At 43.0% G+C, this 16,733-nt stretch carries 13 protein-coding genes; all 13 read left to right on the top strand.

Annotation, left to right across the window (positions count from 1 at the left end):
- Positions 1-474: 474 nt before the first annotated feature.
- The 13 genes from KJS65_RS06575 to KJS65_RS06510 all read left to right on the top strand — a co-directional run bounded on the left by KJS65_RS06575 (position 475) and on the right by KJS65_RS06510 (position 16,676).
- The gene (locus tag KJS65_RS06575; protein ID WP_213649099.1) at positions 475-936 is read left to right on the top strand and encodes a MarR family winged helix-turn-helix transcriptional regulator; all 462 of its coding nucleotides are present in this window, start codon (positions 475-477) and stop codon (positions 934-936) included.
- A gap of 1 nt (position 937) precedes the next feature.
- Positions 938-2,440 carry an IMP dehydrogenase gene (locus tag KJS65_RS06570; protein WP_213649098.1) on the top strand — a complete coding sequence of 501 codons (1,503 nt, stop codon included), beginning with the start codon at positions 938-940 and terminating at the stop codon, positions 2,438-2,440.
- 716 nt (positions 2,441-3,156) lie between these two features.
- Positions 3,157-5,598: a nitrite reductase large subunit NirB gene (nirB, locus tag KJS65_RS06565; RefSeq protein WP_213649097.1), complete on the top strand. Its 2,442-nt coding sequence runs from the start codon at positions 3,157-3,159 to the stop codon at positions 5,596-5,598.
- Positions 5,599-5,617: 19 nt separating this feature from the next.
- The gene (locus KJS65_RS06560; protein ID WP_213649096.1) at positions 5,618-5,983 is read left to right on the top strand and encodes a nitrite reductase (NAD(P)H) small subunit; all 366 of its coding nucleotides are present in this window, start codon (positions 5,618-5,620) and stop codon (positions 5,981-5,983) included.
- The gene (locus KJS65_RS06555) at positions 5,976-6,809 is read left to right on the top strand and encodes a uroporphyrinogen-III synthase (protein WP_213649095.1); all 834 of its coding nucleotides are present in this window, start codon (positions 5,976-5,978) and stop codon (positions 6,807-6,809) included. The genes KJS65_RS06560 and KJS65_RS06555 overlap by 8 nt, the downstream gene beginning before the upstream one ends.
- A 467-nt stretch (positions 6,810-7,276) precedes the next feature.
- The gene (locus KJS65_RS06550) at positions 7,277-8,017 is read left to right on the top strand and encodes a hypothetical protein (RefSeq protein WP_213649094.1); all 741 of its coding nucleotides are present in this window, start codon (positions 7,277-7,279) and stop codon (positions 8,015-8,017) included.
- Between the two features lie 230 nt (positions 8,018-8,247).
- On the top strand, positions 8,248-8,658 hold the full coding sequence (locus KJS65_RS06545; protein ID WP_213649093.1) for a BlaI/MecI/CopY family transcriptional regulator: 411 nt from the start codon (positions 8,248-8,250) through the stop codon (positions 8,656-8,658).
- Positions 8,658-10,520: a M56 family metallopeptidase gene (locus KJS65_RS06540; protein ID WP_213649092.1), complete on the top strand. Its 1,863-nt coding sequence runs from the start codon at positions 8,658-8,660 to the stop codon at positions 10,518-10,520. The genes KJS65_RS06545 and KJS65_RS06540 overlap by 1 nt, the downstream gene beginning before the upstream one ends.
- Before the next feature lie 576 nt (positions 10,521-11,096).
- Positions 11,097-11,867, top strand: a complete 771-nt coding sequence (locus tag KJS65_RS06535; protein ID WP_213649091.1) for a DeoR/GlpR family DNA-binding transcription regulator — start codon at positions 11,097-11,099, stop codon at positions 11,865-11,867.
- Positions 11,868-11,890: 23 nt separating this feature from the next.
- Complete coding sequence (locus KJS65_RS06530; RefSeq protein ID WP_213649090.1) at positions 11,891-12,718, top strand: ROK family protein; 828 nt, start codon at positions 11,891-11,893, stop codon at positions 12,716-12,718.
- Positions 12,719-12,724: 6 nt separating this feature from the next.
- Entirely contained in the window at positions 12,725-14,095 is a 1,371-nt protein-coding gene (locus tag KJS65_RS06525; protein WP_244864408.1) for an MATE family efflux transporter, read from the top strand.
- 710 nt (positions 14,096-14,805) lie between these two features.
- On the top strand, positions 14,806-15,657 hold the full coding sequence (locus tag KJS65_RS06520; RefSeq protein ID WP_244864407.1) for a stalk domain-containing protein: 852 nt from the start codon (positions 14,806-14,808) through the stop codon (positions 15,655-15,657).
- A 335-nt stretch (positions 15,658-15,992) separates the two neighbouring features.
- Positions 15,993-16,676: an HAD family hydrolase gene (locus tag KJS65_RS06510; protein WP_213649089.1), complete on the top strand. Its 684-nt coding sequence runs from the start codon at positions 15,993-15,995 to the stop codon at positions 16,674-16,676.
- Positions 16,677-16,733: the final 57 nt, after the last annotated feature.

Below are 16,733 nucleotides of genomic sequence, written 5' to 3'. Positions count from 1 at the left end.
AACTTCCAGCTAATTTAGAAGATTATGAACGTCAAGCGGATGAGTTAGCTGATGACGATGTCTTATGAACGACAGATCCTACACTGCCTTACTTTGAACATATATAGCCCATTTGCCGTGTAAAATTGGAAATAAGAAACTTCCAAATTACGGTGATGGGCTTATTTACATTTTACATGGACGTCATAGTATACAATGTGATCGGCTGCTTTTGTTCGACTAACGAGCAGGATAGTTCATCAATACAATTAGACTATTTTTATAATGAACAGTTTTATAAAGTAATTAATCCTTTAAAGCGATGAAATTATATCTTCATTCCTTATCATCACAAGTCAATGTAGTGACGTAGACACACCGCAAAAATCACTTTCCTTATTAAATCTTTCGTTTGTATCCTCTTAGTTACTTGACAAAAGGTAACTGGTTAGATATTTTAATACATAACCAGTTACCTTTTGTGGAGGTGGAAAAATGGAATTTTCAATCGAAAAAAAAATCACACCTAAAGCATATGTTTATGGATCAATTTTCACATTGTCTAACCGTTTGCAACTTTTAGGCGATAGAAGATATAAGGATCTTTCATTAAAACAAGCATTTGTGTTGTGGAATATTTCTCTTTATGATGATTACTTTCTTAACCTAAAAGATATTGCTCAAATTGTCGGTACTTCGAGTCAGAATGTGAAAAAAATCATAAATATTCTTGAAAAAAAAGGTTTTGCAATAGTAGGAAAAAATGAAACTGACAGAAGGAGTTTACGCGTTGCTTTAACATCTAAGGGTAAAGAGTATTACTTGGAAAGAGGTAAGAAGGAAGAACAGTATATGGAAGAGTTATTTGCTGACTTTGATGATGAGATGCTTATGGGATTGTATCAAGGTCTATATAAACTTATGGAAAAAACAGCTCAAGAACACGGGGGGAAATAATATGGCAGTTTATCTGAATGAAGTATCGCGCACCTTTGGTGAGTATTTACTAATACCAGGTTACTCATCTGTAGAGTGTGTACCGGCAAATGTTAGTTTACAAACACCCTTAGTGAAATTTAAAAAAGGAAATAAACCTCCTATGTCTTTGAAAATTCCTATGACATCAGCAATTATGCAGTCTGTTTCTGATGATACAATGGCAATATCTTTAGCAAAAGAAGGTGGACTTTCTTTTATTTACGGATCACAATCTATTGAAAGTCAGGCACAAATGGTTGCTCGTGTTAAAAGTTATAGAGCTGGATTTGTTGTTAGTGATGCAAATATATCTCCTGAAGGTACTTTAGACGAACTATTAATGTTAAAGAAGCAGACAAATCATTCGACTGTAGCAGTAACCATTGATGGAAGTTCTAGAGGTAAATTAGTAGGCATTGTAACTAGCAGAGATTATCGAGTTAGTCGGATGACTTTAGATACTAAAGTTAAAGATTTTATGACACCATTCGAAGAATTAATCTGTGGTAATAAAGATACCACATTAAAAGAAGCGAATAATATTATATGGGAGCACAAATTAAATTGTCTTCCAATCATTGATGATGAACAAAGATTGATTTCTATGGTGTTTCGAAAAGATTACAATACGAATAAGAAAAATGAGAATGAGTTGATTGATGAATCTAAAAGATATATGGTTGGCGCAGGTATTAATACTAGAGATTATGCTGAACGAATCCCAGCATTACTCCAAGCTGGAGTAGATGTTCTTTGTATTGACAGTTCCGAAGGATTTACAGAATGGCAAAAGATTGTTCTTGAATACGTCCGGAAGAATTATGGTGATACTGTAAAAATTGGGGCGGGAAATATAGTTGATAGAGAAGGTTTCCGTTTCCTTGCCGAAGCTGGTGCCGATTTTGTAAAAGTAGGAATTGGCGGCGGTGCAATTTGTATTACACGAGAACAAAAAGGCATAGGGAGAGGCCAAGCTACCGCATTAATTGAGGCAGCGAAGGCTCGTGATGAATATTTTAATGAGACAGGAATCTATGTACCAATTTGTTCTGATGGAGGTACTGTACACGATTATCACATTACATTGGCACTAGCTATGGGAGCAGATTTTCTAATGTTAGGAAGATATTTTGCCCGATTTGATGAAAGCCCCACTAAAAAAGTGAATATAAACGGTAGTTATATGAAGGAGTATTGGGGAGAGGGAAGTACGAGGGCAAAAAATTGGCAAAGATATGACTTAGGCGGTGACGAAAAACTTTCTTTTGAAGAAGGAGTTGATTCGTTTGTACCCTATGCAGGAAGTTTAGAAGATAATGTTGGACTTTCTTTAAGTATAGTACGTTCAACAATGTGTAATTGTGGTTACCTGACAATTACTGAACTACAAAAAAATGCTAAGATAACCTTAGTTTCTTCTACAAGTATTGTTGAGGGTAGTGCACATGATGTAATACTTAAAGATAGTCGTCAGATATTGTAACAAATCATTATTAGTGAATTGCAGCGCTCGTTGGATTCTCATCATAGTAACAGGCTGGCGATGCAGATGATAAGCTGGCTGCTGAACAATATCTTAGAGAATTAAAAATTCTGTCAACAATCAAATGATTTTTAATAATTGAACAACTCGGCATGCTAAAGCGAGTTGTTTTTATTATTCTTTAATTGCCGTACAATGAAGGGAAAGGATGTAATGGGTCGAGGGACAAGAACTTAGTCCCATTGAAAGTCGCTATTAGCGGCTTTTTTTGATTTAACGGTACAAGTTATGTCCCAAGAACTTGTACCGATTGCCGTAAAGGACAAGAACATATTCCGATTACCGATTAGATATATACGGTTTGGATGATTGTATTTATTATTGTCTCTATTTAACTCTTTCACTAGATTTTCGCCTTAGAACCAAATATCATCTAAATTGAAAGAATTCATTGGACGGGCAGAACAAGATGATTCATCCGTCAAAGCAACTTCGAACTAACAGAAGCTGATTTTCATGCCCAGCTGGAGGAGAGACATCAGGTTACCATAAGATGAATCATTTAGTTAAAATTTAAGTGAGTATTTCCTTTCTTCCCATTTTTTCTTATGATGGAACAGAGAAAATCTGCTAAAGCTGGTTCGCTTGTACATATGATGTTTAGAAGGTAACAAGTTCGCTTTTGCATGAGGAGTATATATTTAGGAGGTTTCTGCATGGTGGAAGCACAAGAACGTCGGCATCTAGTCTTGATTGGCAACGGGATGGCCGGGATCAACACGGTGGAACAGATATTAAAATTGGCACCCGGCATCTATAGGATCACAGTATTTGGGAGCGAGCCTTATCCCAACTACAATCGTATTCAATTATCGTATGTGCTAGAGAAGAGTAAAGCGGTAGAAGACATCATTTTAAACGACAGGGATTGGTACCTAGAGAACGGAATAGAGCTATATACGGCAACGACTGTAACGCATATTGATACGGAGCAAAAAACCGTGAAGGCAGACAACGGCATGGAAGTTCCGTATGACACACTGATCATTGCAACCGGTTCCAACCCGTTTATACTTCCGGTTCCGGGAGCAGATAAAGAAGGAATTGTAGGTTTCAGGGACATTGCGGACTGCGAGAATATGCTGCACGCGGCTGATCAGTACAAGAAGGCTGCCGTAATTGGCGGGGGCTTACTTGGGCTAGAGGCAGCTAAGGGACTGCTTAAACTCGGGATGGATGTGACGGTGGTCCATCTGTTTGAGGAGATCATGGAACGTCAGCTGGACCATACCGCCTCGCTGATGCTTCAGGCAGAGCTGGAAAGCCAAGGCTTGAAATTCGCTACAGGCAAGCATACCGAGGAGTTTCTGGGGGACAAGCGAGTTAGCGGCATTCGTTTTTCCGACGGAACGACATTGGATGCGGAATTCGTAGTCATGGCGGTAGGAATTCGTCCGAATATTGCATTAGCTAAGGAAAGCGGTATAGCTGTAAATAAGGGTATTCTTGTGAATGATTATATGCGTACTTCGGTACCGGATGTATATGCGGTAGGGGAATGTAACGAGCATCGGGGCATTACATATGGACTCGTAGCTCCACTGTTTGAGCAGGGGGCTGTGCTTGCGAAGCATCTGTGCGGAGTGGATACGAAGCCGTATGAAGGATCTGTGGTATCTACTCAGCTCAAAATATCTGGTGTAGACGTGTTCTCCGCTGGTGAGTTTATGGATGCAGAAGGGCTGTCCATTGTGCGGATGCATGATGACTGGCGACGTATTTACAAAAAAGTGTTACTTCGCGGCGGACGGATCGTTGGGGGTGTTCTGATCGGTGACGGAAAGGAATCCTCCAGACTGCAGCAGTGGATTCGAACGGGCACTATTATGACAGAAGCCATTCACGATGCGATTGTGGGACTAGCCTCGGTCGAAACCGGGAATACGGCCGCAGAACTGGCGGATGAGGAAATCGTATGCGGTTGTAATGGTGTGACGAAGAAACATATCATGGATGCCATTAACGAAAAAGGATTAACCACAGTGGAAGAGATCAAGGTGGCAACAAGTGCATCGCGATCTTGTGGAGGCTGCCGACCTGTTGTAGAGCAGATTCTTCAATATGTGCTTGGGGACAAATATGATTCAGCAGCAGCGAAACAGGAAGCAATCTGTTCCTGCACCACACTCAGCAGAGATGAAGTCGTGACGGCGATTAAAGAAAAGGGGCTGATCACCTCTAAAGAAGTAAGGTATGCGCTGGAATGGGATAACCCGGAGGGCTGCTCCAAATGTCGTCCGGCGTTGAACTACTATCTGGGTATGATCTGGCCGGCTGAGCATGTGGACGAGAAGGATTCACGTTTTGTAAATGAACGGATGCATGCGAACATCCAGAAGGACGGAACATTTGGCGTTGTGCCGCGGATGTACGGCGGGGTAACCACTCCGGAGGATCTCAGACTTATTGCTGATATAGCGGTGAAATACAACGTCAAGCTGGTTAAGGTAACCGGTGGTCAGCGGCTTGACCTGCTTGGGGTCAAAAAGGAGGACCTGCCGAAGATCTGGAAGGATCTTGGCATGCCGTCTGGTTATGCGTATGCGAAGGCGCTGCGTACGGTCAAGACTTGCGTGGGATCACAGTTCTGCCGTTTTGGCACGAAAGATTCGATGGGAATGGGGATAAAGCTCGAGAAGAAGTTCGAGCGGTTAGATATGCCAGCCAAGTTCAAGCTTGCTGTAAACGGCTGTCCGCGTAACTGTGCGGAGTCATCAACCAAGGATATTGGGATCGTCGGCAATGAGGGGGCTTGGGAAATTTACGTTGGCGGTAATGGCGGGATTAAAGCCCGACTTGCTGAACTGCTATGCAAGGTGCGAACAGATGAAGAACTTCTGGAAATTGTCTCCGCGTTCATGCAGTACTACCGGGAGACAGGAAAATATTTGGAGCGGACCTCTGATTGGATCGAAAGGATGGGACTAGAGTCCGTCACCGAAGCTGTAGTTAGTGATCTGGATAACCGCCGGGCTTTGGCTGAGCGAATGGAGGTCGCCCTGGCGCAGGTGAAGGAACCTTGGAGTGAAATCCTGAACAATTCAAATTTAAGGGAACGGATGTTTGATGAGATCAGCGTCTCCACGAAACCGAACTAAATTAGGAAGGGGCTGCAAGATGGAACCGATATTGAATAGAAATGAATACACATATTACCTTGTTGGCAATGTGGATGATTTCACGGAGAGACTGGGACGGGTTGTGCGCTTGGGTAAGGAAGAGATTGCGGTATTCAAGACAACGGACGGACAAATCTATGCACTTGAGAATAAAAGCCCTGGGCCGCGCGGAGGCACGATTGCAGAAGGAATGATATCCGGGGAGGTCCTGTTCGACCCGATCTGTGACTGGAAAATTTCGTTGACGGATGGTCAGGTGCTTGATCCTGATAAGGGACAGGTTCGGACCTATCCGGTTCAAGTTCTCGGGAACGAGGTACGAATTGGATTACTTACGAATGGGGGAGGGCTGTTCCATGAGTAAAGACCTTCAGAACAAAAAAATTGTCATCGCCGGGTCGCAAAAAACAGAAGAAATGGCGGAAATTATTAAACGAAGAGGTGGAATCCCCCTAGTCCGTTCACTTCAGGGGTTAACGGATTCGGATCCGATTGAAGTGGAAAAGGATGTAAAGCAATTTATCGAGCAGGGGGCAGACTGGTTTATTTTCACGACAGGTATTGGATTTAAAGCCATGATTCAGGCTGCGGCGAGGCTTAACGCTGTATCTGAATTCGAAGAGAGATTGAAAAAAACGAAGATAGCCTGCCGCGGTTATAAAACAAACGCCTTTTTAAAGAAATCTGGTATTCATCCGGTCGTCTGTGATGATGATGGAACGTTTGCCAGTATGATCGAAAAGCTTGAGGTGTTTGATTTTACCGATCAAAAGGTGTGGATTCAGCTTCATGGTGAGTTGTCGTCGCAGTTATTTCAGTTTATCCAAAGCAAAGGCAGCATGGAAGTTCAGGCCGTACTGCCTTATCGTTACCATGCTCCTAAGCAGGAGACGCTTGCGTCGATTATGAATGAACTGATTCAGCGAGAAGTGGATGCCGTTTGTTTCACCACAAGAGTTCAAGTCGGATATTTATTTGATTATGCGAGAGAACATGGACGCGAAGAAGAGGTGAAATCCGTCTTTGAACAGGATGTGCTGGCTGCCGCTGTCGGCAAAGTAACGGCCGAGTCGCTTCGAGATAGAGGGATAAGCCGGATTATCGTGCCGGAGATGGAACGAATGGGTGCTTTAATTGTTGAGATCTCGCATTATTATGAAGGTCAGCAAAGTGGAGTAAAGGCAGATTAAAAGCGGAGAAATGGAAGATATATGCAGATGACAAAAATAGAGTTGGTTGTACTACTTATACATGCTGAGCAGTATATCGCCGATAATAATCAGTTATGGATTAAATCTTAGTTTGAATCATTTAAATAGCGCTTGCTGTCATTATACTTTAAGAGTGAAAACCCAAAAGCGGTCGTTTAATAACGACCGCTTTTTTTATTTTAAATTATGTGATTTATGGCGTAGGATATTTTGAAGGCTTGGGCATCGTAGGAGCAGCTGACGGTATTATTTATCAGTCGAGGGACAAGAACATGGTCCCATAATAAGTCGCTTAGATTAGCGGCTTTTTTTGTATTTAACGAAAACTAAAAAATTTCTGCACAAACCGTATTGACATTCTTTAACTACAGTTGTAGTATTAATTCGAAACTACAACTGTAGTTTGTAAAAATAAAAATTTAACTATAGGAGAGGAGCATTACCAAATGAAAGCTGCAACGAAAGTAGCAATCGCGACACTTAGCAGCATTTTATTAATGGGTTCATCCGTAAGCCTTGTGGCGAAGGCGCAATCCAACGAGAAAGCCCAAGAAGCCGCTGTTAAAAAAACAGCCGAAGCAGCCAAGCCTATATCTGCTGAGGAAAAAAAGTTTATCGAACAAGAGATCCAAAGAGTGAAGAAGTTGTCCCAAGAGTCGGGTGATATGTATGTCCTCTATCATAAGTACCCAAAATTAAATAGCGGATTTGATATTAGCTATTGGGGAGGCGTACATGAATTCACTACATACGAGGACTACTTGAAAAAAGCAACAACCCTGAAGGGATCGATTCTGAAGCAGCCTGCCAACCTGCCAAAGGGATATAAGTTTTTAACAGCGGTCATTGAAGGTCCGATCGAAGGAAAGTTCGTTGATGAAGTAAGGGCCGAAGGTAAGAAGAGCGGAAAGCCCATCTATGTGAAAAAGATAGATTGGAAAGAGGCGGCAACCATCCGTCTTAAATATACGAACGGAAAAGACACGCTGGGCTTTTCCAAGTATACGGTAGATTCGGAGGGAAACAAGAAGAAAGGTTTCTTTGACGATAAGCTGCCGGCTCATATCTTTCCAAAATACGTTTTTTGGAATGATGGCGGCAAATTCGAATACAACATTTCAACCTCTTCTTTGGATATTTCACGGAAACAGAAAATCGAAATTCTAAAAGCAGCCGTGAAAAAATAACATTTTGAGTCAGCTATTAGTTTTCTCGAACAGGTGCTCCAAAATGCGATAACAGTGGGTTTCTTTTGTAGATCATCATGTCGGACTGGCGGTACGAATCATTTTTGCGGGTAACAAAAACGAAAAAATAACACTCTGACAAACAAGTTGACATTACTAAACTACAAATGTAGCATGTGTATTGTAACTACATATGTAGTTTGAGTAAATTGACTTTGGAGGTTTCATGCATGAATCAAATACCACCGATTACGGAAGCAGAGCTGGAAATTATGCGCGTATTGTGGGCAAATCCGTACTGCCCTTCCAGCGAGGTCGTAAAACAAATGACGGATCGAATGGGGTGGAGCCCCAATACGACCCGGACGCTCCTCAGTCGTCTGGTGCAGAAGGAAGCAGCGGGTGCGAAATTGGAAAAGGGTTCAAAGCGCACCCAACTATTTTATCCTATCATCAGCGAACAGGAGTATCTGCAGTCCGAAACCAAATCCTTCATGAAAAAACTTTATGGGGGAGCTTTAAAGCCAATGCTGGCCAACTTTCTGCAGGATAAAAAACTGAATGCGCAAGAAATCGAGGATCTAAAGGCTTTGTTTGACGAAAACTGTAGCGACGGGGAAACAGAAAAGAGAGAGCCCTGATGAGTCCTACATTGCATGAAAATTTATTGTCTTTTTTAGGCTGGGTAATTCGCGGATCGTTCATGGCCTCCACCCTGATCGTACTTGTCCTGATCCTGCAATTTCTATTAAGAAACAAGATTGAAGCCAGATGGAAATATTGGCTTTGGCTTCCTGTGGCCATTCGTTTGCTGCTCCCTTGGGCCCCGGAATCCTCGCTTAGTCTATACAATGTTTTGTCCCTGGAGGCCATAGCGCCCGGTATTCATCAACAAACTCAAGCTTCATCGGGTTGGAAGGAAACGGGGAGAATAAGCGAGGCGACGGCTCATGTTGAGCGCTCTACAAACCCGGAAGTAAGCGGAACTTCGGAAGTACCTGATCCATCCCTTGAATCGGGACCCGTGCAGGAGAGCGGCTTTTGGTGGAATGGCTTCAACATTATGCTGATTTCGGTTTGGCTTGCGGGCGTGCTACTTCTTGCCGCGAAAACGGTATACGACCAGCTTCGATTGAAACAAGCCCTGCGCAAAAGCCGAAAAATGGATACGCCTTTTCTATTGGCAGTGTTTCACGAGACGAAACAACAATTAGGCGTAAAGCGAAAAGTGCAGTTTGTGGCCAGCGAGCGAATTCCCGGACCTGCCGTGGTCGGTTTTAGCAAGCCAGCGATTGTCATTTCACCCAGTCTGCTCATCACGCTGCAAAAGGATCAACTTCAATATATTCTGGCGCATGAGTTTGCACATATTAAGCGGCGGGACGTCGCAGTGAACTGGTTGATACATATCATCCTGATCATCCATTGGTTTAATCCGTTATTATGGCTAGCCGTATATAAAGCAAGACAAGACCAGGAGATGGCCTGCGATGCATGCGTCTTGAATCGGATGAGCCCGCAGCAAAACACTGCATACGGACAAACGATCATCCATGTGTTGGAGCATTTTTCAGGAAACCAACGCCAACCGGGACTTGCCGGCCTGTCCGCCACGCATAAACAAATGAAAAGGAGACTTACGATGATTAAACATTTTCATAAAAAATCATACCGCCTGTCCATTCTGGGGATGGGGATGATTCTCGCGCTTGGCAGCGTGACATTAGTTAATGCCAAGGAAAGCGATGCGGGGAGCGTAACACCAAAAGCTTCCGTGCAATCGGAACAGGATTTAAACGCTGCTTTGAATAATGATCAGGATATTATCTATCCCGATGGGGATGTAGACCGCGAGTTCTACAAGAAAGAACTGGAAAAGGCCCGAAAAAAAGCAGAAGCAGCAGCCAAGGCTCTAACTCCAGAGGAAAAGAAGTATATCGAAGATGAGACCAATAGAGTGAAGAAGCTAAGTAAAGAGACAGGTGATATGTACGTTCTGTATCATAAATATAAGGATCTTAACAGCGGTCTCGACCTAAGTTATTGGGGAGCGGTAGAAAAATTCTCTGGTTACGAGGACTACTTGAAAAGAGCTTCCACTCTGGAGGGTTCCATTCTGAAGCGGCCCATCAACTTGCCGGAGGGATATAAGTTTTCCAATGCGAGAATTGAAGGTCCAACTCAAGGAAGGTTCCTTGATGAAGTAAGGGCCGAAGGCAAGAAGAGCGGAAAACCCATCTATGCGAAAAAGATAAACTGGAAAGAGGCAGCAACCATCCGTCTTGAATATACGAACGGGAAAGATACGCTGGCCATTTCTAAATATATGTTAGACTCAGAAGGAAACAAGAAAAAAGGTTTCTTTGAGGATGACTTACCGGCACATATCTATCCAAAATACGTTTTTTGGCATGAAGGCGGCTTCGAATACAGCATCTCAACCACATGGGATATGTCCAAGGAACAAAAGGTCGAAATTCTGAAAGAAGCGGTGCAGAAATAATATTTTAAGCAAGCTTTGCTCTTTCCGCGAGCATACCTATGCAGTCCTGGAAATAGGATTGCATAGGTTATTTTATTGATCATATCTGACCAAAATTGCCGATACTTACAAATTCGATGCACGATTCAATAACTACTTTAAACAATATAGCAATGAGGATTTAGCAGATTTTCTGCACAGTGTTAGGCAAATGGAATACGGAAGGACTGATTTGCAGAAGTCTGTATTTACAGAATGCGGAACCATAAGAGTAGGTTAGGTCATTCTTTTATGGAGTATATTGTGTAAACAAGCTTATGCGCGTTATTTTATTGTTATACAACATATGGATTGGGTTTGAATGACAGACTTATTTTGACGCTGATTAAGTATGGCTGTGGGGTACTTTTGAAATGCTTCTTAATACACTGCAAAACCGTCATTTTGACGGTTTTTTTGTATCTTAGTACATCTTATCCAATCAGAATCTTATGATTTGCATCATTTTAAGTATATACAAGCATTCGTGCAACTAAATGTCATAAAATCCTTGATTAAATACTTAATATGACTTAAATTAAACTTGGGAGGATGGATATGAATCAAGAGGAACGATACGTTCACATTCTGGAATTTTTGGATGAACATAATACGATGTCTTTACAGCAAATTTGTGAGTTATTCGGCGTATCCAGAGACACGGCCAGACGCGACATCGTCCACCTTTCATCTAAAGGACTGGTCAGCCGAACCCATGGAGGGATTGCCGTTCCCTCATTATATCGAAAGTTGCGGGATTACGAATCCAGGTCAAAAGAAAAATCGGAGGTGAAGCTGCAAATCGGTGAGCAAGCGGCGAAACTGATCGAAGACGATGATTTGATATTTATGGATATCTCCACAACCGTTCACGCGATGACCCAATTCATGAATGAGTTGAATGTACAGGTCGTGACGAATTCCATCGATATTGCCAACACATTGACCCATTCGGTTAAACCGGAGGTTCACTTATTGGGAGGGACAGTGAACAAAATATCCCGTCATGTCTTTGGATATTCCACCCTGTCTAAAATTTCGGACTATCAATTTAACAAAGTGTTCATCGGTGCCGCCGGCATCACTAGCAAAGGAATTTATTACGGCAACGAGGAAGAAATCGAGTTTAAACGGGAGCTGGTGAAGCACGCTGGTCAAACCTTCCTGCTCATTGATCATACAAAGCACAACCTGCTTCATAAATTCAGGGCATTAGATTTAAAGGCAGTCGATCACATCATAACGAATCACTCTCTTCCTTTGGAAATTGTTCAGCGATTGGATGCGGATGTTCAGGTGATGGTTATAGGAGAACACGATTACGATTAATGCGAGGAAAAGGGGAAATGAAAATGGACCGACTCGTAGGCATTGACATTGGCTGCACCAAAATGCTGATGTTAGCCGAATATCAAGGTGAAAAAATTACGAAAACCGTTCCAACAGGCTTCGCTGTTACCAGAGAGTACCTTAAAAACGAGATCGTTTCGTTTATTCAAGGCTTGCCGTTTACTCCTTCCGGCATGGGCGTCGCTGTTGTGGGATTCGTTGAAAACGAGACCAAGGTCGTATTTTCAAGTTTGTCCTCGCTTACCGGAATCACGACAAGCGATTTGCAAGTCGGCGATTTTCCGGTATATTTCATAAATGATGTGAAAGCGGCGACCCTTCACGAAACCTCATCAATCGATCCAAATACGACATCCGTCGTTATCGTAATCGGAACCGGAATTGCCATGGGGATCAGAGCCAACGGCCAATTCGTCAACGGGGCCAACGGCTGGTCGGGCGAGCTGGGCTATATCCCCATCCCGACCCCGGAAGGCACGAATCGATTGGCCAAACTCGCCGGCGGTATTGGAGTCCTCGAAATGGCAGGCACGGATGCTGAAGATTTGCAGCAGCGGCTTGAACAAGGAAACCAAGAAGCCCAAGAAGTCATATTAACCGCAGGAAAATATATGGGATTCGGTCTGGCTATTGTCATTAACTTGCTGAATCCGGAAAAGATTGTGCTGGGAGGCGGCACGCTGAAGTATAAAGGATATTACAAGGCTGCACTGGAGCATGCGCAGCAGCATGCATTGCCTGATCTATGGAACGCTTGCACCATTGAGCAATCTAAGGAACCTGGATTCATGGTGGCTCAAGGAGCCAGACGCTTTGCGTTCCGCTCGTAACAGGCGATGGTGCCCAAACCGCTCTTTCTGAAGGATTATTATGGCAAAGCAGCTGCGGTCATCACATTGGCCGCTCCTGCGATGACGGAGAATATTCTTCAAACCGCCGTCGGGTTTGTCGACACCCTTTTTGTATCCAAACTGGGTTTGCAGGAAGTGGCTGCCGCCGGGATGGCCAACAATATAATGGTTGTTTATTTTGGTATTTTTATGGCGCTTGGCGTAGTGACCAATGCGTTGATTTCAAGAAGCCTCGGATCCCGCGAAAACGAAAAGTCGCAAAGCATCGCGATGCAATCCGTCCTGGTAGCGTGTGCGGCAGGGCTATTGCTAGGGTGTCTCACTTTTTTATTCTCAAAACCGATCCTGATATTATTCGGGGCAACCGGAAAAATGTTGACAGATGCAAATGTATATTTTCGAATTGTCGCCATTCCCTCCGTACTACCTGCACTAATGATTGTTCTGGGGAGTATTTTGCGTGGAACAAGCGATACAAAAAGTCCAATGAAAGCCGGATTATGGATGAACGCCATTCATATACTGTTGGATTATCTGTTTATCTTTGGTCTGTGGCGCTTTTCCGGATGGGGCATTGTCGGGGCGGCATGGGCTTCGGTCGTGGCGCGAATCCTAGGTGTCGTAATTTTGATTCTATCGGTAAGAAAATCGGTGGTGTCTTTCCCGCTTGCTAAATTGCTTCAATGCAAAGCAATCGAAATACTCCTGCTGTTAAAACTGTCCGGCCCCGTTGTCGTTGAGCGTTTATTGAGTCGGTTAGGCTCTGTAGCTTACATGGGAATAGTCATCTCCATCGGCACGGACGTCTATGCTGCCCACATTATCGCCGCAAATATCGAAACACTGGCCTTTATGCCGGGCTACGGACTAGGTGCGGCAGCAACGACCTTAGTCGGTTACAGTATCGGACAAAAAAACAAGCAAGATGCCTGGATATGTGGTGTGCTGTCCACCGCTATTGGAGCGATCATGATGTCCATCGTCGGCATCCTATTATTTATTCTTCTTCTCCCTTGGTTCGTTTTATGGTTTACGATGGACCCCAGCACCATCTATCGAGTTGAAACGGCGCTGCATATTGCTGCATTTTCGCAGCCCGCGCTAGCGGGGACCCTTGTCCTTGCCGGCGCTCTCCAAGGTGCCGGGGACACGAGAAGCCCGATGTATAGTACGTTTATCGGGGTATGGCTGATCCGTTTCGTTGGCGTCTATGTACTAGGCAGTGTGCTCAAGATGGGGATTGCCGGAATCTGGATCGCTATATCCGCCGATTTATTCGTAAGAGCGATCTATCTCTTCTTCCGCTTTCATAGGAAACTGCACATGCGTTCCATCAAGCATGAGCCTTCCGCCTAAACTGGCTCCCATTTTTTAGATCTGTTTCCTATAGGATCGTTAGAATCAAAACCAACGGCATCCATTTCGAATTCTTCATAATCAATTAAAAACAATGCATGAAACGATAAATGCCGGCAGATAGGGCCAGGCAGAGGAAGTAAGATATTTAATTTGAAGGTCCGCTTTATGCTATACATCCAATGCATAAAGCGGACGATAAATGAAATTTCAAATTGCAATGTTTTTAACGGACCTGCGCCTGAAGCGCCCTAATCTCGGCATCGCTAACGCGCATCAAGTACAGAGACAGTATTCTTAGTGAGGGTTAGGCAGGAGGCGTTCATGGCGGCAATCGCTTACCTTGGATAGTTACAGAGAGGGGCGTTAATTACTCCTACCTGAGGTCAGTTGATTGGCAATTTCATGTGAATGGTCAATCATCCCCAGCTCTTCATAAACTCGTGGAAAGTTGGGGCATGAAAAAGCATCAACCACTCAAATATCCCCCAGCTTCGTGGGGAACGCCGGCGAGAACTCTACCGTCGTTACTTTTAGGCTGTAACAGCGGTTGTTGTCTTAATGATATCACCGCTCAACTAAAGGGCAGTTATGTTCAATGTCTTGATGGTAATGAGGGTCACATTTGAGTGTAATCGTTAGCAACATTTTATTGAACGTGATCGTCTAAAGGATGTTAAACTAACAAATATTGGGGTGATCTAATCATAATGATGAAAAAATGGAATAAAGCGATTGCTGTTATTTTAAGTATGTCCATGCTATTTCTGCTAGGCACGCATAAGACCTATGCAGCTTCCAAATATGTCGTGCTGGAAGCGCAATGGAAGGATGGTCATATCGATCATGTGCAGACACTTCTGAAGGACGGGGTGACCTACGGAAGTATCTTCTCGTTTGGGAGTGAGGCAAGATTGCATTGGAGTATGGAAGATAAAGATACGGCAGTATTGAGCGGGAGTAGGAAGCACATTGTAGTAAATTTGGGGAGCAACATCGCCGAAGTGGATGGTCAAGAGGTAGACATGGGAAGAGCACCTGTGTGGTTTATCAGTCATCTATACGTTCCAATAAAATTCCTCGCCGCCGCATTGGACGGTGAAGTGGCCGAATGGGACGCGAAATCGGGAAAAGTAACTCTAACGGGACTTCATAAGTATAACGATAATTTCTCAAGCGGCATGCTGGGATACACCTATAGCATTCTCTCACAAGTAGGTGATTTGGAGATTACTCATGAAAATACGGGGAAAACGGTTACGATTCCATTGGGGATAAAAGATATCGATGTAAATACGCATAATCTCACAATGGACTTCGAGGTGACTTCTAAAAATTTATTGATCGCCACCATAGTCTATTCCGATCGAAAGACCAGCGTATATGACTTGTATACGTTAGTCTTCAAAAATCAAGGTTTGATTCGCAAATCCATCGCTCACGGGTTAACAGAGCAGATTGAGAGTATACGAGCGGATGGGAAAATTCAATTAATCAATGACGAAAATATTCGTGTGATAGAAGACGAAACTGGTAACATACTTGAGGTGAACGCAAGGTAAACAGCTGTCGGACGAGAAGGCAATCTATACAACGCGAAGCGTACCTTTGAGGTTCATTTCGGAGCAACTCGGCTATAAGGTGGAATATAAAAATAATACCGTCTCCATCGATCGCCATATGAGGATCTAGCTAAAGAGAATTTCTTCGCCCAGATGCTCTTTGGTGACTTGGAGAGAAGCAGAAGAATCATAACTGCTAATAATGGTTTATACGGTTTGCGCAATTATGAGCATCCTCCTTTGAAAACGGGCGCATTTGGATAAAGATATTCATTCCAGTATATGGTATTATCTCCTTGATGAAAGATAATTAATAAGGAGGGATTTATGGGATTATGGAAATTAAAGCTATTTACTTTGATTTATTCGAAACACTTATTTCAGAATATGAAAATGGACAAAGGAAGGCTCCACGTTCAACGCACAAGGTAGAACAACTTGGATTTGAGAGAAAGATATTTGATAATGAGTGGAGCGCAAGACAAGAAAAAAGAATGAATGGCTCGTATTCGGACTTTCCTTCTGTATTAAGAGAAATATTTAGCACCATGGGTCATGATGTTAATGATGAAATTATTGAATCCTTACATAGGGAACGTATTAATGCCAAATTGATACCATTCAACAATATTGATAAGGCAATTTTATCTACGTTAGACCAAATTAAGAAAATGGGAATAAAAATTGGTTTAATAAGTAATTGTACGCCAGAAGAAGTGACAGCTTGGGAATCTTCCTCATTATCAAAATATTTTGATGATGCTGTATTTTCTTATCAAGTAAAATTAGCAAAACCAAATCCCATGATTTATCAACTCGCATGTGAAAGAATGGGCGTTTCTCCAACTGAATCCTTGTTTATTGGTGATGGTGGATCGAACGAGTTGGATGGTGCTACCAAAGTTGGAATGTCAACTTACCATGCTACATGGTTTATTCCGACATACATAAGTGAAAGAATTACTGACTACAAAAAACTTACAAAGCCATCTGAATTACTCGAAATTTTACCTGGCTGATGAGATAGAGATATATCTTTCAACTAACGGGACACGATAGTTGAATAAACGACCAGG

The organism is Paenibacillus sp. J23TS9 (assembly GCF_018403225.1).
GTDB lineage: Bacteria > Bacillota > Bacilli > Paenibacillales > Paenibacillaceae > Paenibacillus_AQ.
The sequence above is the reverse complement of the archived record's forward strand: the minus strand, read 5'-3'. Positions and strand labels throughout refer to the sequence as shown.